Origin of the sequence: Pseudomonas sp. W2Jun17, from assembly GCF_023127795.1 — a bacterium.
Lineage (GTDB): Bacteria > Pseudomonadota > Gammaproteobacteria > Pseudomonadales > Pseudomonadaceae > Aquipseudomonas > Aquipseudomonas synxantha_A.
This window is the reverse complement of record NZ_SPKO01000037.1, coordinates 16,066-42,719: the sequence shown is the minus strand read 5'-3', so window position 1 is coordinate 42,719 and position 26,654 is coordinate 16,066. Positions and strand designations below refer to the sequence as shown.

At 55.8% G+C, this 26,654-nt stretch carries 38 protein-coding genes; 4 read left to right on the top strand and 34 right to left on the bottom strand.

What is annotated here, in order from left to right; translation table 11 throughout:
- Positions 1 to 20: 20 nt before the first annotated feature.
- The 3 genes from E4O98_RS24675 to E4O98_RS24665 all read left to right on the top strand — a co-directional run bounded on the left by E4O98_RS24675 (position 21) and on the right by E4O98_RS24665 (position 2,034).
- Entirely contained in the window at positions 21 to 629 is a 609-nt protein-coding gene (locus E4O98_RS24675; protein ID WP_177464533.1) for a formyltransferase family protein, read from the top strand.
- Between the two features lie 77 nt (positions 630 to 706).
- Positions 707 to 1,336: a LysE family translocator gene (locus tag E4O98_RS24670; RefSeq protein WP_005791901.1), complete on the top strand. Its 630-nt coding sequence runs from the start codon at positions 707 to 709 to the stop codon at positions 1,334 to 1,336.
- An 86-nt stretch (positions 1,337 to 1,422) separates the two neighbouring features.
- Complete coding sequence (locus tag E4O98_RS24665; RefSeq protein ID WP_032879215.1) at positions 1,423 to 2,034, top strand: LysE family translocator; 612 nt, start codon at positions 1,423 to 1,425, stop codon at positions 2,032 to 2,034.
- 105 nt (positions 2,035 to 2,139) lie between these two features.
- Here E4O98_RS24665 and E4O98_RS24660 read toward each other — a convergent pair whose 3' ends face one another.
- Together E4O98_RS24660 and E4O98_RS24655 are read right to left on the bottom strand one after the other, a co-directional pair.
- Positions 2,140 to 2,655, bottom strand: a complete 516-nt coding sequence (locus E4O98_RS24660) for a single-stranded DNA-binding protein (RefSeq protein ID WP_005791904.1) — start codon at positions 2,653 to 2,655, stop codon at positions 2,140 to 2,142.
- A gap of 9 nt (positions 2,656 to 2,664) precedes the next feature.
- A complete protein-coding gene (locus E4O98_RS24655) occupies positions 2,665 to 4,059 on the bottom strand; it encodes an MFS transporter (RefSeq protein ID WP_005791905.1) in 1,395 nt (464 codons plus the stop codon).
- Between the two features lie 178 nt (positions 4,060 to 4,237).
- Between E4O98_RS24655 and uvrA the strand changes: the two genes are divergently transcribed.
- Positions 4,238 to 7,072: an excinuclease ABC subunit UvrA gene (gene uvrA / locus E4O98_RS24650; RefSeq protein ID WP_032879214.1), complete on the top strand. Its 2,835-nt coding sequence runs from the start codon at positions 4,238 to 4,240 to the stop codon at positions 7,070 to 7,072.
- 66 nt (positions 7,073 to 7,138) lie between these two features.
- On the opposite strand, the gene bfr is transcribed toward uvrA, so the two are convergent.
- The 32 genes from bfr to fusA all read right to left on the bottom strand — a co-directional run bounded on the left by bfr (position 7,139) and on the right by fusA (position 26,634).
- Positions 7,139 to 7,603, bottom strand: coding sequence for a bacterioferritin (bfr, locus tag E4O98_RS24645; protein ID WP_032879213.1), 465 nt, complete (start codon positions 7,601 to 7,603; stop codon positions 7,139 to 7,141).
- Between the two features lie 155 nt (positions 7,604 to 7,758).
- Entirely contained in the window at positions 7,759 to 9,207 is a 1,449-nt protein-coding gene (locus E4O98_RS24640; RefSeq protein WP_078822462.1) for a catalase, read from the bottom strand.
- Positions 9,208 to 9,444: 237 nt separating this feature from the next.
- On the bottom strand, positions 9,445 to 9,831 hold the full coding sequence (gene rplQ, locus E4O98_RS24635) for a 50S ribosomal protein L17 (protein WP_003176402.1): 387 nt from the start codon (positions 9,829 to 9,831) through the stop codon (positions 9,445 to 9,447).
- Positions 9,832 to 9,872: 41 nt separating this feature from the next.
- Positions 9,873 to 10,874, bottom strand: coding sequence for a DNA-directed RNA polymerase subunit alpha (gene rpoA / locus E4O98_RS24630; RefSeq protein ID WP_003176403.1), 1,002 nt, complete (start codon positions 10,872 to 10,874; stop codon positions 9,873 to 9,875).
- 22 nt (positions 10,875 to 10,896) lie between these two features.
- Entirely contained in the window at positions 10,897 to 11,517 is a 621-nt protein-coding gene (gene rpsD / locus E4O98_RS24625; protein WP_003176404.1) for a 30S ribosomal protein S4, read from the bottom strand.
- 18 nt (positions 11,518 to 11,535) lie between these two features.
- On the bottom strand, positions 11,536 to 11,925 hold the full coding sequence (gene rpsK, locus E4O98_RS24620; protein WP_002555466.1) for a 30S ribosomal protein S11: 390 nt from the start codon (positions 11,923 to 11,925) through the stop codon (positions 11,536 to 11,538).
- Between the two features lie 30 nt (positions 11,926 to 11,955).
- Positions 11,956 to 12,312: a 30S ribosomal protein S13 gene (rpsM, locus tag E4O98_RS24615; protein WP_003194635.1), complete on the bottom strand. Its 357-nt coding sequence runs from the start codon at positions 12,310 to 12,312 to the stop codon at positions 11,956 to 11,958.
- A gap of 129 nt (positions 12,313 to 12,441) precedes the next feature.
- Positions 12,442 to 12,558, bottom strand: a complete 117-nt coding sequence (gene rpmJ, locus E4O98_RS24610; RefSeq protein ID WP_002555468.1) for a 50S ribosomal protein L36 — start codon at positions 12,556 to 12,558, stop codon at positions 12,442 to 12,444.
- A gap of 28 nt (positions 12,559 to 12,586) precedes the next feature.
- Positions 12,587 to 13,915, bottom strand: coding sequence for a preprotein translocase subunit SecY (gene secY / locus E4O98_RS24605; protein ID WP_003194637.1), 1,329 nt, complete (start codon positions 13,913 to 13,915; stop codon positions 12,587 to 12,589).
- Positions 13,916 to 14,353 carry a 50S ribosomal protein L15 gene (rplO, locus tag E4O98_RS24600; protein ID WP_003176407.1) on the bottom strand — a complete coding sequence of 146 codons (438 nt, stop codon included), beginning with the start codon at positions 14,351 to 14,353 and terminating at the stop codon, positions 13,916 to 13,918. It lies immediately after the preceding gene.
- Positions 14,354 to 14,356: 3 nt separating this feature from the next.
- The gene (gene rpmD, locus E4O98_RS24595; RefSeq protein ID WP_003176408.1) at positions 14,357 to 14,533 is read right to left on the bottom strand and encodes a 50S ribosomal protein L30; all 177 of its coding nucleotides are present in this window, start codon (positions 14,531 to 14,533) and stop codon (positions 14,357 to 14,359) included.
- Between the two features lie 2 nt (positions 14,534 to 14,535).
- Complete coding sequence (gene rpsE, locus E4O98_RS24590; protein ID WP_003176409.1) at positions 14,536 to 15,036, bottom strand: 30S ribosomal protein S5; 501 nt, start codon at positions 15,034 to 15,036, stop codon at positions 14,536 to 14,538.
- Positions 15,037 to 15,039: 3 nt separating this feature from the next.
- Entirely contained in the window at positions 15,040 to 15,390 is a 351-nt protein-coding gene (rplR, locus tag E4O98_RS24585) for a 50S ribosomal protein L18 (protein ID WP_003186037.1), read from the bottom strand.
- Between the two features lie 10 nt (positions 15,391 to 15,400).
- Complete coding sequence (gene rplF, locus E4O98_RS24580) at positions 15,401 to 15,934, bottom strand: 50S ribosomal protein L6 (protein WP_003194640.1); 534 nt, start codon at positions 15,932 to 15,934, stop codon at positions 15,401 to 15,403.
- A gap of 12 nt (positions 15,935 to 15,946) precedes the next feature.
- Complete coding sequence (rpsH, locus tag E4O98_RS24575) at positions 15,947 to 16,339, bottom strand: 30S ribosomal protein S8 (RefSeq protein WP_003176413.1); 393 nt, start codon at positions 16,337 to 16,339, stop codon at positions 15,947 to 15,949.
- Between the two features lie 208 nt (positions 16,340 to 16,547).
- Positions 16,548 to 16,853, bottom strand: coding sequence for a 30S ribosomal protein S14 (gene rpsN / locus E4O98_RS24570; RefSeq protein WP_003176414.1), 306 nt, complete (start codon positions 16,851 to 16,853; stop codon positions 16,548 to 16,550).
- Positions 16,854 to 16,866: 13 nt separating this feature from the next.
- Complete coding sequence (rplE, locus tag E4O98_RS24565; protein ID WP_003194642.1) at positions 16,867 to 17,406, bottom strand: 50S ribosomal protein L5; 540 nt, start codon at positions 17,404 to 17,406, stop codon at positions 16,867 to 16,869.
- 22 nt (positions 17,407 to 17,428) lie between these two features.
- Complete coding sequence (gene rplX, locus E4O98_RS24560; protein ID WP_003176416.1) at positions 17,429 to 17,743, bottom strand: 50S ribosomal protein L24; 315 nt, start codon at positions 17,741 to 17,743, stop codon at positions 17,429 to 17,431.
- 11 nt (positions 17,744 to 17,754) lie between these two features.
- Complete coding sequence (rplN, locus tag E4O98_RS24555) at positions 17,755 to 18,123, bottom strand: 50S ribosomal protein L14 (RefSeq protein ID WP_002555479.1); 369 nt, start codon at positions 18,121 to 18,123, stop codon at positions 17,755 to 17,757.
- 23 nt (positions 18,124 to 18,146) lie between these two features.
- Positions 18,147 to 18,413, bottom strand: coding sequence for a 30S ribosomal protein S17 (rpsQ, locus tag E4O98_RS24550; protein ID WP_003176419.1), 267 nt, complete (start codon positions 18,411 to 18,413; stop codon positions 18,147 to 18,149).
- A gap of 2 nt (positions 18,414 to 18,415) precedes the next feature.
- Positions 18,416 to 18,607: a 50S ribosomal protein L29 gene (gene rpmC, locus E4O98_RS24545; protein ID WP_002555481.1), complete on the bottom strand. Its 192-nt coding sequence runs from the start codon at positions 18,605 to 18,607 to the stop codon at positions 18,416 to 18,418.
- Positions 18,607 to 19,020: a 50S ribosomal protein L16 gene (gene rplP / locus E4O98_RS24540; RefSeq protein WP_003176421.1), complete on the bottom strand. Its 414-nt coding sequence runs from the start codon at positions 19,018 to 19,020 to the stop codon at positions 18,607 to 18,609. The genes rpmC and rplP overlap by 1 nt, the downstream gene beginning before the upstream one ends.
- 12 nt (positions 19,021 to 19,032) lie before the next feature.
- Complete coding sequence (gene rpsC, locus E4O98_RS24535) at positions 19,033 to 19,719, bottom strand: 30S ribosomal protein S3 (RefSeq protein WP_003176422.1); 687 nt, start codon at positions 19,717 to 19,719, stop codon at positions 19,033 to 19,035.
- Positions 19,720 to 19,732: 13 nt separating this feature from the next.
- A complete protein-coding gene (rplV, locus tag E4O98_RS24530) occupies positions 19,733 to 20,065 on the bottom strand; it encodes a 50S ribosomal protein L22 (RefSeq protein WP_003103908.1) in 333 nt (110 codons plus the stop codon).
- A gap of 11 nt (positions 20,066 to 20,076) precedes the next feature.
- Positions 20,077 to 20,352, bottom strand: coding sequence for a 30S ribosomal protein S19 (gene rpsS, locus E4O98_RS24525; RefSeq protein ID WP_002555486.1), 276 nt, complete (start codon positions 20,350 to 20,352; stop codon positions 20,077 to 20,079).
- A gap of 16 nt (positions 20,353 to 20,368) precedes the next feature.
- Positions 20,369 to 21,193, bottom strand: a complete 825-nt coding sequence (gene rplB, locus E4O98_RS24520) for a 50S ribosomal protein L2 (protein ID WP_003186055.1) — start codon at positions 21,191 to 21,193, stop codon at positions 20,369 to 20,371.
- 14 nt (positions 21,194 to 21,207) lie between these two features.
- A complete protein-coding gene (gene rplW, locus E4O98_RS24515) occupies positions 21,208 to 21,507 on the bottom strand; it encodes a 50S ribosomal protein L23 (RefSeq protein WP_002555488.1) in 300 nt (99 codons plus the stop codon).
- Entirely contained in the window at positions 21,504 to 22,106 is a 603-nt protein-coding gene (gene rplD, locus E4O98_RS24510; protein ID WP_003176424.1) for a 50S ribosomal protein L4, read from the bottom strand. The genes rplW and rplD overlap by 4 nt, the downstream gene beginning before the upstream one ends.
- Before the next feature lie 12 nt (positions 22,107 to 22,118).
- A complete protein-coding gene (rplC, locus tag E4O98_RS24505) occupies positions 22,119 to 22,754 on the bottom strand; it encodes a 50S ribosomal protein L3 (RefSeq protein ID WP_003194649.1) in 636 nt (211 codons plus the stop codon).
- An 81-nt stretch (positions 22,755 to 22,835) separates the two neighbouring features.
- Positions 22,836 to 23,147: a 30S ribosomal protein S10 gene (gene rpsJ / locus E4O98_RS24500; RefSeq protein WP_003186070.1), complete on the bottom strand. Its 312-nt coding sequence runs from the start codon at positions 23,145 to 23,147 to the stop codon at positions 22,836 to 22,838.
- A 157-nt stretch (positions 23,148 to 23,304) separates the two neighbouring features.
- A complete protein-coding gene (gene tuf, locus E4O98_RS24495) occupies positions 23,305 to 24,498 on the bottom strand; it encodes an elongation factor Tu (RefSeq protein ID WP_005791980.1) in 1,194 nt (397 codons plus the stop codon).
- A gap of 30 nt (positions 24,499 to 24,528) precedes the next feature.
- Entirely contained in the window at positions 24,529 to 26,634 is a 2,106-nt protein-coding gene (gene fusA, locus E4O98_RS24490; RefSeq protein WP_005791981.1) for an elongation factor G, read from the bottom strand.
- Positions 26,635 to 26,654 lie beyond the last annotated feature (20 nt).

Here is a 26,654-nt window from a genome sequence, read left to right as displayed (position 1 = left end):
CATTAGCTGGAAAGGGAGAAATGAAGATGCAGACGATCGAACCATGCAAGGACAAAGTCCTGCTGTCGGTGTGCACTATGGACTGGTGTGATCACGGCGTGGAATTCGCCAAGACCGTGTTCTCCAACCTCGAGGTGTTTTGCTGGGACCCGGGCGATCCCTACCCTTATCACCTGGATGATTGGGAAGGCGACTGGATCATCTCCTACCGTGGCGACTTCATCTTCCCGCAGAGCATCTACAAGAATGCCCGCAAAGGCGCGATCAACCTGCACCCGGCGCCCCCCAAATATCGGGGCCTGGGCAGCCAGCATTACGCGATCTACTACAACGATGAAACCTACGGTTCGACCTGCCATCACCTGGCCCCTTCGGTGGACAGCGGGCAGATCATCGATGTGGCGCGCTTCAACGTCGCGCCCGCCGAGACGGCTTCCTCGCTGCGCCTGCACGTGGGCGCCTATTGCCTGCAGCAGTTCATTCACCTGCTCACCGACTACATCCTGCAGGGGCGGCCATTGCCGGTCTCGCCGGAAAATTGGGGCGAGCGCCTGTACAAGCAATCGGAACTCAAGCCCTGGATGGAGAAGATTCGCGCCCAAGAGCCGGATCATCGTTGCTTCAAGTAGCTTTTTTGACCATCACTTCAAGCCGCGGTGGCTTGGGGTGCTCACTGCGCGCTGGCGCCACGGGTATGAGTGCACCTATGTTTGAGTTTTCAAGTTTTGCAGCGGCACTGGGGGTCTACGTGATCGGCACCGCCAGCCCGGGCCCAGGCAACCTGGCCATCGCCAACACCTCCTTGAACTACGGGCGCACACCGGGCCTGGCGCTGGCGGCGGGGGTTATTTCCGGGTCGTTGTGCTGGGGCGCGATGACCGCTGCCGGCGTGTCGGCGCTGTTAATGTCCAACACCCAGATCATCCTGTGGCTGAAGGTGTTCGGCGCCTGCTACCTGTTCTTCCTGGCCTGGAAGTCGGTGCGCAGTGCGCTGGCGCATAACGCCACGACGGTGGCCAAAGCGCGAGCAAAACAGACGCGCAACCTGGGCTTCTATCTACAAGGGTTGGGCATTCACCTGACCAACCCCAAGGCGGCCTTGACCTGGTTCACCGTGACCACAGTGGGGCTGAGCGTCAACGCACCGGCATGGGCGAGTTTTGTGCTGGTGGCGGCCTGTGCGTTGTTGGGTTTCCTGATTTTCTGCACCTACGCCCTGGCGTTTTCCGCCCATTCGGCAGAACCTTTTTTTGCCCGGACCCGCAAGTCCTTCGGGCTGATTTGCGCAGCGTTCTACTCGATGGTTGCCATCGGCTTTCTCAGTTCGTTGCTCTGACTCCAACTTTAAGTGGCCTCCGTACACCTGTAACCGCGAAACCCGAGTGGCAGGTGACGTGCTAAGGCCCGTTCCAGGAAAAAACCATGTCCTTGTCGTTTGATTTGATGCTGGCGTTTGCTTTATTTGCGTTTGTCACGTCCGTCACCCCGGGCCCCAATAACGCCATGCTGCTGGCCTCAGGGGTTAATTTCGGCTTCCAGCGCACCATCCCGCATATCCTGGGCATCAGCTCCGGATTCCTGGTGCTGGTATTGGCGGTGGGGCTTGGGCTGGGCGCGGCGTTTACCGCCTATCCGGTGCTCTACACCATCCTGCGCTACGCGGGCGCGGCTTACTTGCTGTACCTGGCGTGGAACATCGCCCGTTCGGGCCCGGCATCCGAAGACACTGAAGGTAAAGGCAAGCCTCTGGGGTTCTGGGGCGCGGCGGCGTTTCAATGGGTCAATCCCAAGGCGTGGGTGATGGCAATCGGTGCAATCAGCACCTACACACCGTTGCAGGGCTACACCATGAACGTGGTGATCATCGCTACGGTGTTCGCCCTGATCAATGCGCCGAGCGTGGGGGTTTGGGCAGGATTCGGCAGTGTGTTGCGCAACGTGCTGCGCAACCCGCGCTGGTTACGCGTGTTCAACTTCGGCATGGCGGCGTTGCTGGTGATATCGCTGTATCCGTTGCTGCAGCAGACGAGCTGAGTTCCGGCTCTGTATTTTTTGCACCACCAAGATCTGCGCTCATAAAAAAAGCGAAGCCAAATCAATGGCTTCGCTTTTTTGGATTACGTTCTGAAAAGCTGAGTATCAGAACGGAATATCGTCATCAAAGCTGTCGAAATCCTGAGCCGGTTGCGGCGCAGCCTGTTGTGGCGCTGGACGCGACTCACGCTGTGGCTGCTGGGTTGGCTGTGGACGCGACTGCTGTGGACGCGGTGCCGAGTTGGACATGCCGCCCTGGCCCTGTTGGTCGCCCTGTGGACGGCCGCCCAGCAATTGCATGGTGCCTTGCATGTCGACCACGATTTCGGTGGTGTAACGCTTGATGCCGTCTTTTTCCCACTCGCGGGTTTGCAGTTTGCCTTCGATGTAGACCTGCGAACCTTTGCGCAGATATTCGCCGGCAATCTCAGCGACCTTGCCGAACATCGACACGCGGTGCCATTCGGTTTTCTCGACCTTCTGGCCGGTCTGCTTGTCGGTCCACTGTTCGCTGGTCGCCAGACTCAGGTTGGTCACGGCATTACCGTTAGGCAAGTAGCGAACTTCGGGATCCTGGCCGCAAGTACCGACCAATATGACTTTGTTAACCCCACGGGCCATAACGTTCTCCTAGGCTGGGCGCGCTGTCGGCACTGGGTTGACCAGTTGCTCGAGCGTCGCGCGATCCAATAATTCGGTGTCCAATTTGATGTAAATGGCCGCCTCTTCAGCGACCACGACTGCATCCGTTACCCCTACGACGGCCTTCAGGCGCTCTACCAGACCAGCCTCGCGGATCGCCTCGGGCGATAGCGGCAAACGCAGACTTGTGACGTAGGGAGGTTCGCGCATGGTAACAGCAAAGACCAGCCAAAGTGCAGCCAGCCCGGCGCATCCGAGGAAGACAACCGACAAACCGCCATGCTGGAACATCCAGCCACCCATGATGCCGCCCAACGCCGAGCCAAGGAACTGGCTGGTGGAGTACACCCCCATCGCCGTGCCCTTGCCGCCAGCCGGTGAAACTTTACTGATCAGCGACGGCAGCGAAGCTTCCAGCAGGTTGAACGCGGTGAAAAACACCACCGTACCGATGACCAGTGCCCGCAGGCTATCGCCGAACTGCCAGAAGAATAGTTCAGTGAGCATCAATGTCGCGACGGCGCCGAGTAAAACTCGTTTCATTTTGCGTTTCTTCTCGCCATAGATGATGAACGGGATCATGGCGAAGAACGAAATCAGCAGCGCGGTGAGGTAGACCCACCAATGCTGCTCCTTGGGCAGGCCGGCTTTTTCCACCAGGGCCAGGGGCAAGGCGACGAAGCTGCACATCAGCATTGCGTGTAATACGAAGATACCTAAATCCAGGCGCAGCAGGTCCGGGTGCTTGAGCGTCGGCAGCAGCGCCTGACGTGCGACGCCCGATTCTCGGTGCTGCAGCGTGCCGGTAGAGCGCGGCACCATAAAGGCTACGATCACAATCCCGACCAGGGCCAGGCCGCCAGTGGCCAGAAACAACCCGTGCAGACCAAAAGCGCTCGTCAGCAACGGGCCGACCACCATGGCCACGGCGAACGACAGACCGATGGTCATGCCGATCATGGCCATGGCCTTGGTGCGGTGCTGTTCTCGGGTCAGGTCCGACAGTAAGGCCATGACCGCGGCGGAAATCGCCCCGGCGCCTTGCAGGATGCGTCCGGCAATCACGCCCCAGATTGAATCGGACTGGGCCGCAAGCACACTGCCAAGGGCGAACACGATCAAGCCAAGATAAATCACCGGGCGACGGCCAATGCGGTCGGAAATAATCCCGAACGGGATCTGAAAAATCGCCTGGGTCAGGCCATAGGCGCCAATCGCCAGGCCGATCAACGCGGGGGTAGCGCCTGCGAGATCCATTCCATAGGTCGCCAGCACCGGCAACACCATAAACATGCCCAGCATACGGAAGGCGAACACCAGGGCCAGACCGCTTGCCGCTCGGGTCTCGCCGCTACTCATGCGTTCGCTGTGGGGATCGTGCATGGAAAAACCTCGTGTGAACCGGCGGCGATTCTACCAGTCCCATCGATTGAGAGGGTATATGCGGCGCTTTGCCGCGCAGCTTTCATCTAAGGCTGCAAGCGGCCTTTTGACAGTGTATATTCATCCAGTCTTTAGCCGTATACTCCGGCATTATTTACGCCCGCCGTGCGAGGCCATCTTGGACAAGATCCTGATTCGTGGGGCTAGAACCCACAACCTGAAGAACATCGACCTGACCCTGCCCCGGGACAAACTGATCGTCATCACCGGCTTGTCCGGCTCCGGCAAGTCGTCCCTGGCGTTCGACACGCTATATGCCGAAGGTCAGCGTCGCTATGTGGAATCCCTGTCGGCCTATGCCCGGCAATTCCTGTCGATGATGGAAAAGCCCGACGTCGACACCATCGAAGGCTTGTCGCCGGCCATTTCCATCGAGCAGAAGTCGACCTCCCACAACCCGCGTTCCACCGTGGGCACCATTACCGAAATCTACGACTACCTGCGCCTGCTGTATGCGCGCGTGGGTATTCCGCGCTGCCCGGACCACGATATTCCCCTGGAAGCCCAGACCGTCAGCCAGATGGTCGACCTGGTACTGGCCCAGCCGGAAGGCGCCAAGCTGATGCTGCTGGCGCCCGTCATCCGCGAGCGCAAGGGCGAGCACCTTTCGGTCTTCGAAGAGCTGCGCGCCCAGGGTTTTGTACGTGCGCGCATCAACGGCAAGCTCTATGAGCTGGATGAAGCGCCCAAACTCGACAAGCAGAAAAAGCATTCCATTGATGTGGTGGTCGACCGCTTCAAGGTACGCGCCGACCTGCAGCAGCGTTTGGCGGAATCGTTCGAGACCGCGCTGAAGCTGGCCGACGGCATTGCCCTGGTGGCGCCGATGGATGACGAGCCGGGCGAAGAGATCATCTTCTCCGCGCGCTTCGCCTGCCCAATCTGTGGGCACGCCATCAGCGAACTGGAGCCCAAGCTGTTTTCCTTCAACAACCCAGCCGGCGCCTGCCCGACGTGCGATGGCCTGGGCGTGAAGCAGTTCTTCGATATCAAGCGCCTGGTCAATGGCGACCTGACCCTGGCCGAGGGGGCGATACGCGGCTGGGACCGGCGTAACGTCTACTATTTCCAGATGCTCGGGTCATTGGCCTCGCACTACAAGTTCAGCCTGGAAGTGCCGTTCAACCAGCTGCCGGCAGACCAGCAGAAGGTCATTCTGCATGGCAGCGGCTCGCAGAATGTCGACTTCAAGTACCTGAACGACCGTGGCGACATCGTCAAGCGCTCCCACCCGTTCGAAGGCATCGTGCCGAACCTGGAACGTCGCTACCGCGAGACCGAATCGGCAAGTGTGCGTGAAGAACTGGCAAAGTTCCTCAGCACACAGCCTTGCCCGGATTGCCGTGGCACACGCCTGCGCCGTGAAGCGCGGCATGTGTGGGTGGGCGAAAAAACGTTGCCGGCAGTGACTAACCTGCCAATCGGCGATGCGTGTGAATATTTTGGTGTCCTCAAGCTCACCGGGCGTCGTGGGGAAATTGCCGACAAGATCCTCAAGGAAATTCGCGAGCGCCTGCAGTTCCTGGTCAATGTTGGCCTGGACTACCTGTCACTGGACCGCAGCGCCGATACCTTGTCGGGCGGTGAAGCACAGCGGATCCGGCTGGCCAGCCAGATCGGTGCGGGCCTTGTTGGCGTGCTGTATATCCTCGACGAACCGTCGATTGGCTTGCACCAACGGGACAACGATCGCCTGCTCGGCACGTTGAAACACCTGCGGGACATCGGCAATACCGTGATTGTGGTCGAACACGATGAAGATGCCATCCGCCTGGCGGACTACGTGGTCGATATCGGCCCGGGTGCAGGTGTGCATGGCGGACATATCGTTGCCGAGGGCACGCCTGCCGAAGTGATGGCGCATCCTGATTCGTTGACCGGCAAGTACCTGTCTGGCCGGGTGAAGATCGAAGTGCCCGCCAAGCGTACGCCGCGTAACAAAAAGATGGCACTGCATCTCAAGGGCGCGCGCGGCAACAACCTGCGCAATGTCGACCTGGAGATTCCGCTGGGCCTGCTGACCTGTGTGACCGGTGTTTCCGGTTCGGGCAAGTCGACGCTGATCAACAACACGCTGTTCCCACTCAGTGCCACCGCGCTGAACGGCGCGACCACCCTGGAAGCGGCGGCGCACGACAGCATCAAGGGCCTGGAGCACCTGGACAAGGTGGTCGATATCGACCAAAGCCCGATTGGGCGTACCCCACGCTCCAACCCGGCCACCTACACCGGGCTGTTTACGCCGATCCGCGAGCTGTTCGCGGGTGTACCCGAGTCCCGCTCGCGCGGCTATGGACCTGGGCGGTTCTCGTTCAACGTCAAGGGCGGGCGCTGTGAGGCCTGCCAGGGCGATGGCTTGATCAAGGTGGAGATGCATTTTCTGCCGGACATCTACGTGCCGTGCGACGTGTGCAAAAGCAAGCGCTACAACCGCGAAACCCTTGAGATCAAGTACAAGGGCAAGAGCATCCATGAAACCCTGGAGATGACCATCGAGGAAGCTCGCGAGTTCTTCGACGCGGTGCCGGCGTTGGCGCGCAAGCTGCAAACGCTGATGGATGTGGGCTTGTCGTACATCAAGCTGGGGCAATCGGCGACTACGCTGTCAGGTGGCGAGGCACAACGGGTCAAGCTGTCTCGCGAGCTGTCCAAGCGCGATACCGGCAAAACCTTGTACATCCTCGATGAACCGACCACCGGTCTGCACTTCGCGGATATCCAGCAATTGCTGGACGTGCTGCACCGCCTGCGAGACCACGGCAATACCGTGGTGGTAATCGAGCACAACCTTGATGTGATCAAGACCGCTGACTGGCTGGTGGACCTTGGGCCGGAAGGTGGTTCCAAGGGTGGCCAGATCATCGCAGTGGGTACGCCGGAGCAAGTTTGCGAAATGCCACAGTCGCACACCGGTTACTACTTGAAACCGTTGCTGGCGCGCGACCGGGCCTGACTTTTTCTAGCCCAATAAAAAGCCCCTGTCACTTTGCGGTGACGGGGGCTTTTTTACAGCTGGGAATCAGAACTGCGATTGCAGGTAATTCTCCAGGCCAATCAACTTGATCAGGCCCAACTGTTTTTCCAACCAGTAGGTGTGATCTTCTTCGGTGTCGGCCAACTGCACGCGCAGAATTTCCCGGGTGACGTAGTCGTTGTGCAGCTCGCAAAGTTCGATGCCCTTGCAGAGCGCAGCACGAACTTTGTACTCGAGGCGAAGGTCGGCAGCGAGCATGTCCGGTACCGTGGTCCCCACATCGAGATCATCAGGACGCATACGCGGCGTGCCTTCGAGCATCAGGATACGGCGCATCAGTGCGTCGGCGTGCTGTGCCTCTTCTTCCATCTCATGGTTGATACGCTCGTAGAGCTCGGTAAAGCCCCAGTCTTCGTACATGCGCGAATGGATGAAATATTGGTCACGAGCTGCCAGTTCGCCCGTCAGCAACGTGTTGAGGTAATCGATTACGTCGGGGTGACCTTGCATCGCCCTACATCTCCCTGCTTGAAAGACTGTAGTTTGAACCATGATGACTTGAAGGTCACGGGATCAACGGCAGAAAAGTGAAGATTTCCGTAGAAAAGTAGCTGAAATAACGCAAAAACCGCCCAAATGAGGGCGGTTCTGCTTATCGTTTAGAGTCAGTTAAGCGATACACCCAGTGCCTTTGCGATTGCTTCTCCATAAGCCGGGTCGGCCTTGTAGAAGTGCTGCAATTGACGCTGGACCACATCGCTGGAAACGCTAGCCATCGCACCGGCAATGTTATTGGTCAGCAGGGCTTTCTGCTCATCATTCATCAAGCGGAACAGCGCGCCCGCATGGCTGTAGTAGTCCGTATCTTCGCGGTGATCGTAACGATCAGCAGCGCCGCTCAGGGCCAGTGCCGGCTCTGCGTACTGCGGGGCTTGCTTGGGCGCATCGGCATAGCTGTTTGGCTCGTAGTTGGGAGCCGCACCGCCATTACTGCCGAAGGCCATAGAACCGTCACGCTGGTAACTGTTAACCGGGTTGCGCGGCGCGTTTACGGGCAGTTGCTGGTGGTTAGTGCCGACACGGTAGCGGTGGGCATCTGCGTAGGCAAACACTCGACCTTGCAACATACGATCGGGTGACAGGCCAACGCCTGGAACCATGTTGCTCGGACCAAATGCAGCCTGCTCCACTTCAGCGAAGTAGTTCTGCGGATTACGGTTGAGCTCAAGCTCGCCCACTTCGATCAGCGGGAACTCTTTTTGCGACCAGGTCTTGGTCACGTCAAACGGGTTCTCATAATGAGCGTTTGCTTGAGCCTCAGTCATGATCTGGATGCAGACGCGCCATTTCGGAAAATCACCGCGCTCGATAGCACCAAACAGATCACGCTGGGCATAGTCAGGGTCGGTACCCGCCAGGCGTGCAGCCTCGGCCGGGGCCAGGTTCTTAATGCCTTGCTTGGTCTTGTAGTGCCACTTCACCCAGTGGCGTTCGCCCTTGGCGTTGATCAGACTGTACGTGTGACTGCCGAAGCCGTGCATGTGGCGATAGCCGTCTGGAATGCCACGGTCCGAAAACAGAATGGTGACCTGATGCAGCGCCTCTGGAGAGTGCGACCAGAAGTCCCACATCATCTGCGCGCTTTTCAGGTTGCTCTGCGGCAGGCGTTTCTGGGTGTGGATAAAGTCCGGGAATTTCAGCGGATCCCGGATGAAGAACACAGGGGTGTTGTTGCCCACGATGTCCCAGTTGCCCTCTTCGGTATAGAACTTCAGGGCAAAACCACGTGGATCACGCTCAGTGTCAGCAGACCCGCGCTCACCACCCACAGTGGAGAATCGCAGGAATGTAGGCGTTTGCTTGCCAACAGATTCGAACAGCTTGGCACTGGTGTACTGGGTGATGTCTTGGGTAACGGTGAACGTACCGTAGGCACCCGATCCTTTGGCATGCACGCGCCGCTCAGGAATGTTTTCACGGTTGAAGTGAGCGAGCTTCTCGATCAGATGGAAATCGTCGAGCAACAACGGGCCACGAGGGCCTGCGGAACGGGAGTTCTGGTTATCCGCAACAGGAGCCCCGCTGGCGGTGGTAAGGACTTTATTCTGGCTCATGCGCAATCTTCCTCAGGTCGGACTTTGAACTGCCGGCTAAGCGGCTTGGAGGGAGTATTGATCATCAACACTACGCCTACAAATTCATTAAATCGTATGCGTCGATAGAAAATAACTAACAAGACTCCGCTCGCTATAGTGGAGCGCACTGTCTATGGAAGCTTGTATAAGTTGCGCTTTTGTTACGCGCACAAAAAACCGGGCGCGAGGCCCGGTTTTTTGTTGCAGCTTGTCGTCTTACTCGGCGCTTACAGCTTCGCCGGCAGTAGCACGATCAACCAACTCGACGTACGCCATAGGCGCGTTGTCGCCAGCGCGGAAACCGCACTTGAGGATGCGCAGGTAGCCACCCTCACGGGTAGCGTAACGCTTGCCCAGGTCGTTGAAGAGCTTACCAACGATAGCTTTCGAACGAGTACGGTCGAAAGCCAGACGGCGGTTAGCCAGGCTGTCTGTCTTGGCCAAAGTGATCAGCGGCTCAGCAACGCGACGCAGTTCTTTAGCTTTCGGCAGTGTAGTTTTGATCAGCTCGTGCTCGAACAGCGACACCGCCATGTTTTGGAACATGGCCTTGCGGTGCGAGCTGGTACGGCTCAGGTGACGACCACTTTTACGATGACGCATGGTTCATTCCTTACCAAACTCACGTTCGGTGATTACGACGATCAGGCAGTCGCCTTGTCGTCCTTCTTAAGACTTGCAGGCGGCCAGTTGTCGAGGCGCATGCCGAGGGACAGACCGCGGGAGGCCAGAACGTCCTTGATTTCAGTCAAGGATTTCTTGCCCAGGTTCGGAGTCTTCAACAGTTCTACTTCGGTACGCTGAATCAGGTCGCCGATGTAGTAAATGTTTTCCGCCTTAAGGCAGTTAGCCGAACGTACAGTCAGTTCCAGATCGTCAACCGGGCGAAGCAGGATCGGATCGATCTCGTCTTCCTGCTCGATTACCACTGGTTCGCTGTCACCTTTGAGGTCGACGAACGCAGCCAACTGCTGTTGCAGAATGGTTGCAGCGCGGCGGATAGCCTCTTCAGGATCCAGGGTACCGTTGGTTTCCAGATCAATAACCAGCTTGTCCAGGTTAGTACGCTGCTCGACACGGGCGTTTTCCACCACGTATGCGATACGGCGAACCGGGCTGAACGAAGAGTCAAGCTGCAAGCGACCAATGCTGCGGCTTTCGTCTTCATCGCTCTGACGCGAGTCGGCCGGTTCATAACCACGACCACGAGCTACAGTGAGCTTCATGTTCAGGGCGCCGTTAGACGCCAGGTTAGCGATTACGTGATCGGGGTTAACGATCTCGACATCATGATCCAGCTGAATATCGGCAGCGGTAACCACCCCCGAACCCTTCTTCGACAAGGTCAGCGTAACTTCGTCACGGCCGTGCAGCTTGATAGCCAGACCTTTAAGGTTCAACAGGATTTCAATTACGTCTTCCTGTACACCTTCGATGGCGCTGTACTCGTGGAGCACACCGTCAATCTCGGCCTCGACTACTGCACAGCCGGGCATTGAGGACAACAGGATGCGGCGCAGCGCGTTGCCCAGGGTGTGGCCAAAACCACGCTCGAGAGGCTCGAGAGTAATTTTGGCGCGGGTTGGACTGACAACCTGCACATCAATGTGGCGGGGTGTCAGGAACTCATTTACCGAAATCTGCATGGATGCACCTATTTTCTAGCCCTTACTTGGAGTAGAGCTCGACAATCAGGCTTTCGTTGATGTCGGCGGACAGATCACTGCGAGCAGGAACGTTCTTGAAAACGCCCGACTTCTTCTCAGTGTCTACTTCTACCCATTCTACGCGGCCACGTTGGGCACACAGATCGAGAGCTTGGACAATGCGAAGTTGGTTTTTAGCTTTCTCGCGAACTGCGACCACGTCACCAGCACGAACCTGGTAAGACGGAACGTTTACGGTCTGACCGTTAACGCTGATCGACTTGTGCGATACCAGCTGACGGGATTCGGCACGAGTCGAACCAAAGCCCATACGGTATACAACGTTGTCCAGACGGCATTCGAGCAGTTGCAGCAGGTTTTCACCGGTTGCACCTTTCTTGCCAGCAGCTTCTTTGTAGTAGCCGCTGAACTGACGCTCGAGAACGCCGTAAATACGACGGACCTTCTGCTTTTCACGCAGTTGGGTGCCGTAATCGGACTGGCGACCGCGGCGTTGGCCGTGGATACCAGGTGCTGCTTCAATGTTGCACTTCGATTCGATCGCGCGCACGCCGCTCTTCAGGAAGAGATCGGTGCCTTCGCGACGAGCGAGTTTGCATTTTGGACCAATGTAACGAGCCATTCTTTACAATCTCCTGGATTACACGCGGCGCTTCTTCGGCGGACGGCACCCGTTGTGCGGGATTGGCGTCACGTCGGTGATGCTGGCGATCTTATAGCCACAGCCGTTCAAAGCACGGACAGCAGACTCACGACCTGGACCTGGACCTTTGACGTTAACGTCGAGGTTTTTCAGGCCGTATTCCAGCGCAGCTTGACCAGCACGTTCAGCAGCTACTTGAGCGGCAAACGGGGTGGACTTGCGGGAACCGCGGAAACCCGAACCACCGGAGGTAGCCCAAGAAAGCGCGTTACCTTGACGGTCGGTGATGGTCACGATTGTGTTGTTAAAAGATGCATGGATGTGGGCGATGCCATCAACCACTGTCTTTTTAACTTTTTTACGAGGACGAGCAGCAGGTTTTGCCATGATAATTTTCCTGTCGATTCGCTGGGGCGATTACTTGCGGATCGGCTTACGCGGACCTTTACGGGTACGCGCGTTAGTCTTGGTACGCTGACCGCGTACTGGAAGACCACGACGATGACGCAGACCGCGATAGCAACCGAGGTCCATCAAACGCTTGATTTTCATGTTGATTTCGCGACGCAGGTCACCTTCAGTGGTGAACTTCGCCACTTCGCCACGCAGCTGTTCAATCTGCTCGTCGCTCAGATCCTTGATCTTAGCGGCTGGGTTTACCCCAGCAACTGCGCAAATTTTCTGCGCAGTAGTGCGACCAACACCATAGATGTAGGTCAGCGAGATAACAGTGTGCTTGTTATCTGGAATGTTAACGCCTGCAATACGGGCCATTCAGTGGGACTCCAATTGACAGCTACCTACGCCCCGGAAGCCAAGAAATAGGGCGCGAGATAATATCGCTGTAATAACAAATAATCAACCCGGCAGCGCACTAGCTGCCGGGCTTCAAGCGGATCACACTCAGCCTTGGCGCTGTTTGTGACGCGGTTCCGCGCTGCAAATTACTCGAACAACACCTTCGCGGCGAATAATCTTGCAGTTACGGCACAGCTTTTTCACCGATGCACGAACTTTCATCACCAACTCCTCGAACCTTATGGGGTACTCAGCGCAACATGCCGCTGCCGTAGCCCTTCAGGTTGGCTTTCTTCATCAGGGATTCGTACTGGTGCGAAACGAGGTGCGATTGTACTTGGGACATGAAGTCCATCACAACCACGACCACGATCAGCAACGAGGTCCCGCCAAGGTAGAACGGAACGTTTGCTGCAACCACCAGGAACTGGGGCAACAGACACACGGCCGTCATATATAGAGCACCGAACAGGGTCAAACGAGTCAGAACGCCATCAATGTAGCGTGCCGACTGCTCACCTGGACGGATACCCGGAATAAAGGCACCGGACTTCTTCAGGTTTTCCGCTACGTCTTTCGGATTGAACATCAACGCCGTATAGAAGAAGCAGAAGAAAATAATCCCTGCACTAAACAGCAGAATATTCAACGGCTGACCAGGAGCGATCGACTGAGAGAGGTCCTGCAGCCAGCCCATATTTTCAGACTGACCAAACCAGGTACCCAACGAAGCCGGAAACAGCAAGATGCTGCTCGCGAAAATTGCCGGAATAACACCGGCCATATTCACTTTCAGCGGCAAGTGGCTGGTCTGCGCAGCAAAAACCTTACGGCCCTGCTGACGCTTGGCGTAGTGAACAGCAATACGACGCTGGCCACGCTCAATGAACACCACAAAACCGATAATCGCTACTGCCAGCAAACCGATAGCAACCAGGGCGAAGATATTGATATCACCCTGACGCGCAGACTCGAAAGACTGCCCGATTGCTCTCGGAAGACCGGCGACGATACCTGCGAAAATCAACATCGAGATACCGTTACCAACACCACGCTCAGTAATCTGCTCACCCAGCCACATCATGAACATCGCACCAGCCACAAACGTGGATACCGCGACGAAATGGAAGCCAAAGTCACCAGTGAACGCAACGCCCTGCCCTGCCAGGCCAACGGACATGCCGATAGCTTGAACCAGGGCGAGGACTACAGTGCCGTAGCGGGTGTACTGGCTAATCTTGCGACGGCCAGCTTCACCTTCCTTCTTCAACTGCTCCAGCTGCGGGCTGACGGCTGTCATCAGTTGCATGATGATCGACGCCGAAATGTACGGCATGATCCCCAGTGCAAAGATGCTCATCCGCTCCAGCGCACCGCCGGAAAACATGTTGAACAAGCTAAGAATGGTCCCCTCATTCTGTCGAAACAGGTCTGCGAGTCGGTCCGGGTTGATACCTGGAACCGGGATGTGTGCGCCTATTCGGTAGACGATAATCGCCAGGAACAGAAAACGCAGACGAGCCCAAAGTTCAGACATACCGCCTTTGCCGAGCGCTGAGAGAGCACCTTGCTTAGCCATTTATTCCTCGAACTTGCCGCCAGCTGCTTCGATAGCCGAACGCGCACCTTTGGTGGCGCCGATTCCCTTGCCGATAGTGACAGCGCGAGTCACTTCACCGGACAGCATGATTTTCACACGCTGTACGTTGACGTTGATCACGTTGGCATCTTTCAGGGTCTGCACAGTAACGATGTCGCCTTCCACTTTAGCCAGCTCGGACAGACGCACTTCTGCGCGGTCCATGGCTTTCAGGGATACGAAACCGAACTTAGGCAGGCGACGATGCAGCGGCTGTTGACCGCCTTCAAAGCCTGGAGCGATGGTGCCACCGGAGCGGGAGGTTTGACCTTTGTGGCCACGGCCACCAGTCTTACCCAAACCGCTACCGATACCACGGCCCGGACGATGCTTTTCGCGACGGGAACCCGGCGCTGGACTCAGATCATTGAGTTTCATCGATTAACCCTCTACACGCAGCATGTAGTAAGCCTTGTTGATCATCCCGCGATTCTCGGGAGTATCCTGGACTTCTACAGTGTGACCGATGCGACGCAGACCCAAACCTTTAACACACAGTTTGTGGTTAGGGATGCGGCCGGTCATGCTTTTGATCAGCGTTACTTTAACGGTAGCCATGATCAGAAGATCTCCTTGACAGTCAGACCACGCTTGGCAGCGATGGACTCAGGAGATTGCATAGCTTTCAGACCCTTGAAAGTGGCGTGAACCACGTTTACCGGGTTAGTCGAGCCGTAGCACTTGGCCAGAACGTTCTGAACGCCAGCAACTTCGAGGACAGCACGCATAGCGCCGCCAGCGATGATACCGGTACCTTCAGAAGCAGGCTGCATGTACACCTTCGAAGCGCCGTGAGCGGACTTCATTGCGTACTGCAGAGTGGTGCCGTTCAGATCAACTTGGATCATGTTGCGACGAGCAGCTTCCATTGCCTTCTGGATCGCGGCAGGCACTTCACGTGACTTGCCACGGCCGAAGCCAACACGCCCTTTACCATCACCCACCACGGTCAACGCAGTGAAAGTGAAGATACGGCCGCCTTTAACGGTTTTGGCTACGCGGTTAACTTGAACCAGCTTCTCAATGTAGCCTTCGTCGCGCTTTTGGTCGTTATTTGACATAACTTAGAACTCCAGCCCAGCTTCACGAGCAGCATCAGCCAGCGCTTTCACGCGACCGTGGTACTTGAAGCCAGAGCGGTCGAAAGCCACTTGCGAGACGCCAGCGGCCTTAGCACGCGTAGCGACCAGCTGGCCAACCTTTGTGGCCGCGTCGATGTTGCCAGTGGCACCATCACGCAGTTCTTTATCCAAAGTCGAGGCGCTTGCCAGGACTTTGTTGCCGTCGGCCGAGATGACCTGGGCGTAGATGTGCTGCGACGAGCGGAACACGCAGAGACGCACGACTTCGAGTTCGTGCATTTTCAGGCGTGCTTTGCGAGCGCGACGCAGTCGAGTAACTTTTTTGTCGGTCATTTGCTATGCCCTACTTCTTCTTGGCTTCTTTACGACGGACGACTTCGTCCGCGTAGCGCACACCTTTGCCTTTGTACGGCTCTGGTGGACGGAAGTCGCGGATCTCAGCGGCCACTTGACCTACCAGCTGCTTGTCGATGCCCTTGATCAGGATATCGGTCTGGCTAGGAGTCTCAGCAGTGATGCCCGCTGGCAGTTCGTAATCCACTGGGTGCGAGAAGCCAAGGGCAAGGTTCAAAACCGTGCCTTTTGCTTGCGCTTTGTAACCAACACCGACCAGCTGGAGCTTGCGCTCGAAGCCTTGGCTTACGCCTTGGACCATGTTGTTTACCAACGCACGCGTGGTACCGGCCATTGCGCGAGTTTGTTGATCGCCATTGCGAGCAGCGAAACGCAGCTCACCAGCTTCTTCAACGATCTCAACGGACGAATGGATGTTCAGTTCAAGAGTACCCTTGGCACCCTTCACCGAAAGCTGTTGGCCTGCGAATTTGACTTCGACACCGGCTGGCAGCTTAACGGGGTTCTTAGCGACGCGAGACATGCTTATCCCCCCTTAGAACACAGTGCAAAGAACTTCGCCGCCGACACCGGCAGCGCGCGCAGCACGATCCGTCATCACACCTTTGTTGGTGGAGACGATAGACACGCCCAGACCGCCACGAACTTTCGGCAGATCTTCAGCGGACTTGTACTGACGCAGGCCTGGACGGCTAACGCGCTTCACTTCCTCGATGACCGAACGGCCTTCGAAGTACTTCAGCTCGATGGACAGCAGTGGTTTGATTTCGCTGCTGATCTGATAACCCGCAATGTAGCCTTCGTCTTTCAGGACTTTGGCAACAGCTACCTTCAACTTGGAAGATGGCATGCTTACGACGGACTTTTCAGCCATCTGGGCATTACGGATACGAGTTAGCATGTCCGCTAACGGGTCCTGCATACTCATGGGCTAGACGCTCCTAATACAAAAAAATTAGCCTTGCGGCTATATATGTCGCCGAGAATCTCCGAGCACAAAAAACACGGGCTCAGGCGAGCCGCGTATTTTAGACACACTCCAGAAATGAAACAAGCCCCAAAAGGGGCTTGATCCAGATTCAAGGTCACCGGCGGTCAGTATCTTACGATTCCGACCACCTGGACGTTGAAAGTACTTACCAGCTGGCTTTAACCAGACCTGGTACGTCACCACGCATTGCCGCTTCACGCAGTTTGTTACGGCCGAGGCCGAACTTGCGGTAAACGCCGTGTGGACGACCGGTCAGGCGGCAGCGGTTACGCATGCGCGAAGCGCTTGCGTCACGTGGCTGCTTCTGCAGAGCAACTGTAGCTTCCCAACGCGCTTCTGGACTTGCGTTCAGATCAACGATGATTGCTTTCAGTGCTGCACGCTTCTTGGCGTACTTGGCAACCGTGAGCTGACGCTTCAGCTCGCGGTTTTTCATGCTCATCTTGGCCATGGTCCTACTCCAATCAGTTGCGGAACGGGAATTTGAAAGCACGCAACAGGGCGCGACCTTCATCATCGTTCTTGGCAGTGGTGGTCAGGGTGATGTCCAGACCGCGGAGAGCATCGATCTTGTCGTAGTCGATTTCCGGGAAGATGATCTGCTCTTTCACGCCCATGCTGTAGTTACCACGACCATCGAAGGACTTGGCATTCAGGCCGCGGAAGTCGCGGACCCGAGGCAGGGAGATCGACAGCAGACGATCCAGGAATTCGTACATACGCTCACGGCGCAGAGTCACTTTGACGCCGATCGGCCAACCTTCACGGACTTTAAAGCCAGCGATGGATTTCCGAGCGTAAGTCACAACGACTTTTTGACCGGTGATCTTTTCCAGGTCGGCAACAGCGTGCTCGATGACTTTTTTGTCGCCGATCGCTTCGCCCAGACCCATGTTCAGGGTGATTTTGGTGACGCGCGGAACTTCCATCACGTTCCCGAGCTTAAGTTCTTCCTTAAGCTTAGGGGCGATTTCCTTCCGGTAAATCTCTTGTAGTCGTGCCATGGTCTAATCTACCTAGCAGTGTTCAAGCATCAACCGCTTTTTGGGTCGACTTGAAGACACGAATTTTCTTACCGTCTTCTACTTTGAAACCAACGCGGTCAGCCTTGTTGGTTTCGCCATTGAAGATGGCGACGTTAGAAGCGTCCAGCGGAGCTTCTTTCTCGACGATACCGCCCTGCACGCCCGACATCGGGTTAGGCTTGGTATGACGCTTGACCAGGTTCAGACCACCGATAACCAGACGGTTATTAGCGAGAACCTTAAGCACCTTACCGCGCTTACCTTTGTCTTTGCCGGCGATCACGATGATCTCGTCGTCACGACGAATCTTTTGCATGTCGGATCTCCTTACAGCACTTCTGGGGCGAGCGAGACGATCTTCATGAACTTCTCAGTACGAAGTTCACGGGTCACTGGCCCAAAGATACGGGTGCCGATCGGCTCTTGCTTGTTGTTCAGAAGAACAGCAGCGTTGCCATCAAAGCGGATAATGGAGCCATCAGCACGACGTACGCCGTGACGAGTGCGGACTACAACAGCAGTCATCACTTGGCCTTTTTTCACCTTACCGCGAGGAATTGCTTCCTTGACGGTAACTTTGATGATGTCACCGATACCAGCGTAACGACGATGGGAGCCACCCAGCACCTTGATGCACATAACACGGCGAGCGCCGCTGTTATCGGCCACATCGAGCATGGATTGAGTCTGAATCATATAATTTCTCCGACCCCTAGTCCTTAGACTTCCACAGCGCGTTCGAGAACATCAACCAGCGCCCAAGACTTGGTCTTGGCCAGCGGACGAGTTTCACGAATAGTGACTTTGTCGCCGATGTGGCACTGATTGGTTTCGTCGTGCGCGTGCAGCTTAGTCGAACGCTTAACATATTTACCGTAGATCGGGTGCTTAACGCGACGCTCGATCAAAACGGTGATGGTTTTGTCCATCTTGTCGCTGACAACACGGCCAGTCAGCGTACGGACAGTCTTTTCGGCTTCAGCCATGATCACTTACCTGCCTGCTGGTTGAGCACAGTCTTCACGCGAGCGATGTCACGCTTAACTTGCGAGAGCAGATGAGACTGCCCCAACTGGCCAGTTGCTTTCTGCATACGCAGATTGAACTGGTCGCGCAGCAGGCCGAGCAGTTGCTCGTTCAGCTGCTGTGCGGATTTTTCACGAAGTTCATTCGCTTTCATCACATCACCGTCCGTTTAACAAAGGAGGTGGCGAGCGGCAGCTTTGCAGCAGCCAGGGCGAAAGCCTCACGCGCCAGCTCTTCAGAAACACCCTCGATTTCATACAGGACTTTGCCTGGCTGAATCTGGGCAACCCAGTATTCCACGTTACCCTTACCTTTACCCATCCGAACCTCGAGAGGTTTTTTGGAGATCGGCTTGTCCGGGAATACACGGATCCAGATCTTGCCGCCACGTTTTACGTGACGGGTCAGAGCACGACGCGCTGACTCGATCTGACGAGCGGTGAGACGACCACGAGCTACAGACTTCAGCGCGAACTCGCCGAAGCTGACTTTGCTACCGCGCTGAGCCAGACCACGGTTGTGGCCTGTCATCTGCTTGCGGAACTTCGTACGCTTAGGTTGCAACATTTGGCGTACCCCTTACTTAGCAGCTTTTTTACGAGGCGCTGGTGCTTGTGGTTTCAGTTCTTCTTGGCGACCACCAATTACTTCGCCTTTGAAGATCCAAACCTTTACACCGATCACACCGTAAGTGGTGTGAGCTTCGTAGTTGGCATAGTCGATGTCGGCACGCAGGGTGTGCAGTGGCACACGACCTTCGCGATACCATTCAGTACGTGCGATTTCAGCACCGCCGAGACGACCGCTCACTTGGATTTTGATGCCTTTGGCACCAATGCGCATGGCGTTCTGTACGGCGCGCTTCATAGCGCGACGGAACATTACGCGACGCTCCAGCTGCTGAGCTACGCTCTGCGCAACCAGCATACCGTCGAGCTCCGGCTTGCGGATCTCTTCGATATTGATGTGCACAGGCACACCCATTTGCTTGGTCAGGTCCTGACGCAGTTTCTCAACATCTTCACCTTTCTTCCCGATAACGATACCTGGACGAGCGGTGTGGATGGTGATACGTGCAGTTTGGGCCGGACGATGGATATCGATACGGCTTACGGACGCGCTTTTTAGTTTGTCTTGGAGATACTCACGCACCTTCAGATCAGCGAACAAATAGTCCGCATAAGTCCGACCGTCTGCGTACCAGACGGAGGTGTGCTCCTTGACGATTCCCAGGCGAATGCCAATGGGATGTACTTTCTGACCCATCTCTTCGACTCCGTTACTTGTCAGCAACCTTGACAGTGATATGGCAAGACCGCTTGACGATGCGATCAGCACGGCCTTTGGCACGTGGCATGATGCGCTTCAGCGAACGCCCTTCGTTGACGAAAACGGTGCTGACCTTCAGGTCATCAACGTCTGCGCCTTCGTTATGCTCGGCGTTGGCTACGGCCGACTCCAGCACTTTCTTCATGATCTCGGCGGCTTTCTTACTGCTGAAAGCCAACAGGTTGAGCGCTTCGCCCACCTTCTTCCCGCGGATCTGGTCGGCGACCAAGCGGGCTTTCTGGGCGGAGATTCGAGCGCCCGACAACTTAGCGGCTACTTCCATTTCCTAACCCCTTAACGCTTGGCTTTCTTGTCTGCCACGTGCCCACGATAAGTGCGGGTACCGGCAAACTCGCCCAGTTTGTGGCCGACCATGTCTTCGTTAACGAGAACTGGGACGTGTTGACGACCGTTGTGTACTGCGATGGTCAGACCGACCATTTGTGGCAGGATCATCGAACGACGCGACCAGGTCTTAACTGGTTTGCGATCGTTCTTTTCCGCCGCCACTTCGATCTTCTTCAGTAGGTGAAGATCAATAAAAGGACCTTTTTTCAGAGAACGTGGCACTGTCGTATCCCTCTATTTACTTGCGACGACGGACGATCATTTTGTCGGTACGCTTATTACCACGAGTCTTCGCGCCCTTAGTCGGGAAGCCCCATGGCGATACCGGATGACGACCACCAGAGGTACGACCTTCACCACCACCGTGTGGGTGGTCAACCGGGTTCATGGCAACACCACGAACGGTTGGGCGAACGCCACGCCAGCGTTTGGCACCAGCTTTACCCAACGAACGCAGGCTGTGCTCGGAGTTCGAGACTTCGCCCAGGGTCGCACGGCATTCAGCCAGTACTTTACGCATCTCACCAGAACGCAGACGCAGGGTCACGTAGACACCTTCACGAGCGATCAGCTGAGCCGAAGCACCAGCGGAACGAGCGATTTGCGCGCCTTTACCTGGCTTCAATTCGATGCCGTGTACGGTGCTACCAACTGGAATGTTACGCAGTTGCAGAGCGTTGCCCGGCTTGATCGGCGCCAGAGCACCTGCGATCAGCTGGTCACCAGCACTCACGCCTTTAGGGGCGATGATGTAGCGACGCTCGCCATCTGCGTACAGCAGCAGAGCGATGTGAGCAGTACGGTTTGGATCGTATTCAATACGCTCGACAGTGGCAGCGATGCCATCTTTGTCGTTGCGACGGAAATCGACCAGACGATAATGCTGCTTATGGCCACCACCGATGTGACGAGTGGTAATGCGACCATTGTTGTTACGACCACCAGACTTCGATTTTTTCTCGAGCAGCGGTGCGTGAGGAGCGCCTTTATGCAGCTCCTGGTTGACCACCTTGACCACAAAACGGCGGCCAGGGGAAGTCGGTTTGCATTTAACGATTGCCATGATGCACCCCTTCCTTACTCAGCACTGCTGCTGAAATCGAGATCTTGGCCTGGCTGAAGGGAGATAACTGCCTTCTTCCAGTCATTACGCTTGCCCAGACCGCGAGCAGTGCGCTTGCTCTTACCCAGAACATTCAGGGTAGTAACACGCTCTACTTTCACGCTGAACAGGCTTTCGACGGCCTTCTTGATTTCCAGCTTGGTTGCGTCAGTTGCAACCTTGAAAACGAACTGGCCTTTCTTGTCAGCCAGAACCGTAGCCTTTTCGGAAACGTGCGGGCCAAGCAGAACTTTAAATACGCGTTCCTGGTTCATCCCAGCAGCTCCTCGAATTTCTTCACGGCCGACACGGTGATCAACACCTTGTCGTATGCGATCAGACTAACTGGATCGGAACCTTGCACGTCACGTACATCAACGTGTGGCAGGTTGCGAGCAGCCAGGTACAGGTTCTGATCAACAGCTTCGGACACGATCAAAACGTCGGTCAGGCTCATGTTGTTCAGTTTGCCCAGCAGATCTTTGGTTTTTGGACTTTCGACAGCGAAGTCCTGAACCACGACCAGACGATCAGTACGCACGAGCTCAGCAAGGATGGAGCGCAGAGCTGCGCGGTACATCTTCTTGTTGAGCTTCTGAGAGTGATCCTGTGGACGAGCTGCGAAAGTGGTACCGCCGCCACGCCAGATTGGGCTACGGATAGTACCGGCACGAGCACGGCCAGTGCCTTTCTGACGCCAAGGGCGCTTACCGCCACCACGTACGTCGGAACGGGTCTTTTGCTGCTTGCTACCTTGACGGCCGCCGGCCATGTAGGCCACGACTGCTTGGTGAACGAGCGTCTCGTTGAATTCGCCGCCAAATGTCAGTTCGGAAACTTCGATCGCTTGAGCGTCATTTACATTTAATTGCATGTCAGCTTCCCCTTAACCGCGAGCCTTGGCCGCTGGACGTACAACCAGGTTGCCGCCAGTAGCGCCAGGAACAGCACCCTTGACCAACAACAGATTGCGTTCAGCGTCGACGCGCACTACTTCGAGGGACTGCACGGTCACGCGCTCAGCGCCCATATGACCGGACATTTTTTTGCCCTTGAATACACGACCAGGAGTCTGGCACTGGCCAATAGAGCCCGGGACGCGGTGGGAAACGGAGTTACCGTGAGTGTTGTCTTGACCACGGAAATTCCAACGCTTGATCGTACCCTGGAAGCCTTTACCTTTGGACTGACCGGTTACATCAACCAGTTGACCAGCGGCGAAGATTTCAGCGTTGATCAGATCGCCAGCCTGGTAGTCGCCGTCTTCAAGACGGAACTCCATAACAGTACGACCAGCTGCAACGTTTGCTTTAGCGAAGTGACCTGCTTGAGCAGCAGTCACGCGCGAAGCACGACGCTCGCCGACAGTGACTTGCACTGCACGATAGCCATCGGTTTCTTCAGTTTTGAACTGGGTGACGCGATTCGGTTCGATCTCAATGACCGTGACCGGAATGGAGACACCTTCTTCGGTGAAAATACGGGTCATACCGCATTTACGACCGACTACACCAATAGTCATGTTGTAAACCTCATGAGTGTACGGGGCTTTCACCCGCTATGGCCGCCCATTTCAGAGCGTTACACGACTAAGACCCAAGTCTTAGCCGAGGCTGATCTGTACTTCCACACCGGCCGCCAGATCGAGCTTCATAAGTGCATCAACGGTTTTATCCGTTGGCTGGACGATGTCCAGTACGCGCTTATGAGTACGGATCTCGTACTGGTCACGCGCGTCTTTGTTGACGTGCGGGGAGACCAGAACGGTGAACCGCTCTTTACGGGTAGGCAGTGGAATTGGACCACGCACTTGAGCACCAGTACGTTTCGCGGTTTCCACGATTTCCTGGGTGGATTGGTCGATCAGGCGATGGTCAAAAGCCTTCAACCTGATACGGATTTGCTGATTTTGCATTGGATTTCAGACTCCGGCTGCTATTCCCACCGGGCGCAATACGCCCGTTAAAAGGAGGCGCAATTCTATAGACGCCCTAGATAGGTGTCAACCCAATAAAAAAGCCCCCGCTAAGCGGGGGCTTTCTCAAAACATCAAAGCTCACTCAAAAGAGAGATTACTCGATGATTTTAGCTACAACGCCAGCACCAACGGTACGGCCGCCTTCACGGATTGCGAAGCGCAGACCGTCTTCCATTGCGATGGTTTTGATCAGGGTAACAGTCATTTGAATGTTGTCACCTGGCATTACCATTTCAACGCCTTCTGGCAATTCGCAGTTACCGGTCACGTCAGTAGTACGGAAGTAGAACTGTGGACGGTAGCCTTTGAAGAACGGAGTATGACGGCCGCCTTCTTCTTTGCTCAGAACATAAACTTCTGCGGTGAACTTGGTGTGCGGCTTGACCGAACCTGGCTTAACCAGAACCTGGCCACGCTCAACGTCGTCACGCTTGGTACCACGCAGCAGAACGCCGCAGTTCTCGCCAGCACGACCTTCGTCGAGCAGCTTGCGGAACATTTCAACACCGGTGCAGGTGGTGACGGTAGTATCACGCAGACCAACGATTTCCAGTGGATCCTGAACGCGAACGATACCGCGCTCGATACGACCAGTCACAACAGTACCGCGACCGGAGATCGAGAATACGTCTTCGATTGGCATCAGGAACGGCTTGTCGGTCAGACGAACTGGTTCTGGGATGTAGCTGTCCAGAGTTTCAACCAGTTTACGAACGGCAGTGGTGCCCATTTCGTTTTCGTCGTTGCCTTCCAGAGCCATACGAGCAGAACCGATGATGATCGGAGTGTCGTCACCTGGGAAGTCGTAAGTGCTCAGCAGATCGCGCACTTCCATCTCAACCAGTTCCAGCAGCTCAGCGTCGTCTACCAGGTCAGCCTTGTTCAGGAAAACCACGATGTACGGAACGCCAACCTGGCGGGACAGCAGGATGTGCTCACGGGTTTGTGGCATCGGACCATCAGCGGCCGAGCAAACCAGGATCGCGCCGTCCATCTGGGCAGCACCAGTGATCATGTTCTTCACATAGTCAGCGTGACCTGGGCAGTCAACGTGAGCGTAGTGACGAATAGTCGAGTTGTACTCAACGTGCGCGGTGTTGATGGTGATACCACGAGCTTTTTCTTCTGGTGCGCTGTCGATCTTGTCGAAGTCAACACGAGCCGAACCGAAAACTTCGGAGCAGACGCGAGTCAGAGCAGCGGTCAGAGTGGTTTTACCGTGGTCAACGTGGCCGATGGTGCCAACGTTTACGTGCGGTAGGGAACGATCAAATTTTTCTTTAGCCACGACAATTAACTCCTTGCCTAAAGGACTGAATCAGCCTTGTTTTTTGGATACAGTTTCAGCGATGTGCGCCGGAGCTGTGTTGTATTTTTTGAATTCCATAGAGTAGCTTGCGCGACCCTGGGACATGGAGCGAACGTCGGTCGCATAACCGAACATCTCACCCAACGGAACCTCGGCGCGAATCACTTTGCCGGAAACCGTGTCTTCCATACCCAAGATCATGCCGCGACGACGGTTAAGGTCGCCCATGACATCACCCATATAGTCTTCAGGTGTAACAACTTCTACCGCCATGATTGGCTCAAGCAACTCACCACCGCCCTTCTGGGCCAGTTGCTTGGTTGCCATGGAAGCAGCCACCTTAAACGCCATCTCGTTGGAGTCGACGTCGTGGTAAGAACCGTCAAAAACGGTTGCTTTCAGGCCGATCAGCGGATAGCCGGCAACAACACCGTTCTTCATCTGCTCTTCGATACCCTTCTGGATAGCAGGGATGTATTCCTTGGGAACCACACCACCTACTACTTCGTTCACGAATTGCAGACCTTCCTGACCTTCGTCAGCAGGAGCAAAACGGATCCAGCAGTGACCGAACTGACCACGACCGCCGGATTGACGAACGAACTTGCCTTCGATTTCACAGTTCTTCGTGATGCGCTCACGATAGGAAACCTGAGGCTTACCGATGTTGGCTTCGACGTTGAACTCACGGCGCATCCGGTCAACCAGGATGTCCAGGTGCAGCTCGCCCATGCCAGAGATGATCGTTTGACCAGTCTCTTCATCAGTCTTGACGCGGAAAGATGGATCTTCCTGAGCAAGCTTGCCCAGAGCGATACCCATTTTTTCCTGGTCATCCTTGGTCTTAGGCTCTACGGCAACCGAGATAACCGGCTCCGGGAAGTCCATGCGAACCAGGATGATTGGCTTGGCAGCATCGCACAAAGTCTCACCAGTGGTGACGTCCTTCATGCCGATCAGGGCCGCGATGTCACCAGCGCGTACTTCCTTGATCTCTTCGCGAGCGTTTGCGTGCATTTGCACCATACGGCCCACGCGCTCTTTCTTGCCTTTAACCGAGTTGATCACGCCGTCGCCGGAGGCCAACACGCCCGAGTAAACGCGAACGAAGGTCAAAGTACCCACGAATGGGTCTGTAGCGATCTTGAACGCCAGAGCCGAGAACGGCTCGTTGTCGTCAGCATGACGCTCCATCTCTTCTTCCTCGTTATCAGGGTTGGTACCCTTGATAGCAGGAATGTCGGTTGGAGCAGGCAGGTAGTCGATAACGGCGTCGAGAACCAGGGGAACACCCTTGTTCTTGAAGGAAGAACCGCAAACAGCCAAGACGATCTCACCAGCGATAGTACGCTGACGCAGAGCGGCCTTGATTTCCACGTTGGTGAGTTCTTCACCTTCGAGGTACTTGTTCATCAGCTCTTCGCTGGCTTCAGCCGCAGCCTCAACCATGTTGTTGCGCCACTCGTCAGCCAGTTCCTGAAGCTCTTCAGGGATAGGCTTGCGAACAGGAACCATACCTTTATCGGAATCGTTCCAGTAGACAGCTTCCATATTGATCAGATCAATCTGACCCTGGAAGTTATCTTCAGAACCGATCGCCAACTGGATAGGCACCGGAGTGTGACCCAGACGCTGCTTGATCTGACCGATCACGCGCAGGAAGTTGGCGCCAGCACGGTCCATCTTGTTTACATAAACAAGACGTGGAACACCGTACTTGTTGGCTTGACGCCATACGGTTTCCGACTGAGGCTCAACACCCGAGGTGCCGCAGAACACAACGACAGCGCCGTCGAGTACACGCAGGGAACGCTCAACTTCAATAGTGAAGTCTACGTGGCCCGGTGTATCGATTACGTTGAAGCGATGCTCGTCTTTGTACTGCTTCTCGGAACCTTTCCAGAAGGCGGTAATAGCAGCAGAAGTAATGGTAATACCACGCTCCTGCTCCTGAACCATCCAGTCTGTGGTCGCGGCGCCGTCATGCACCTCGCCCATTTTGTGACTTTTGCCGGTGTAAAACAGTACGCGCTCGGTGGTGGTGGTTTTACCAGCATCCACGTGAGCGACGATACCGATGTTACGGTAGCGGCTAATCGGAGTAGTACGAGCCATAAAGCCCTCGCAAAATTAGT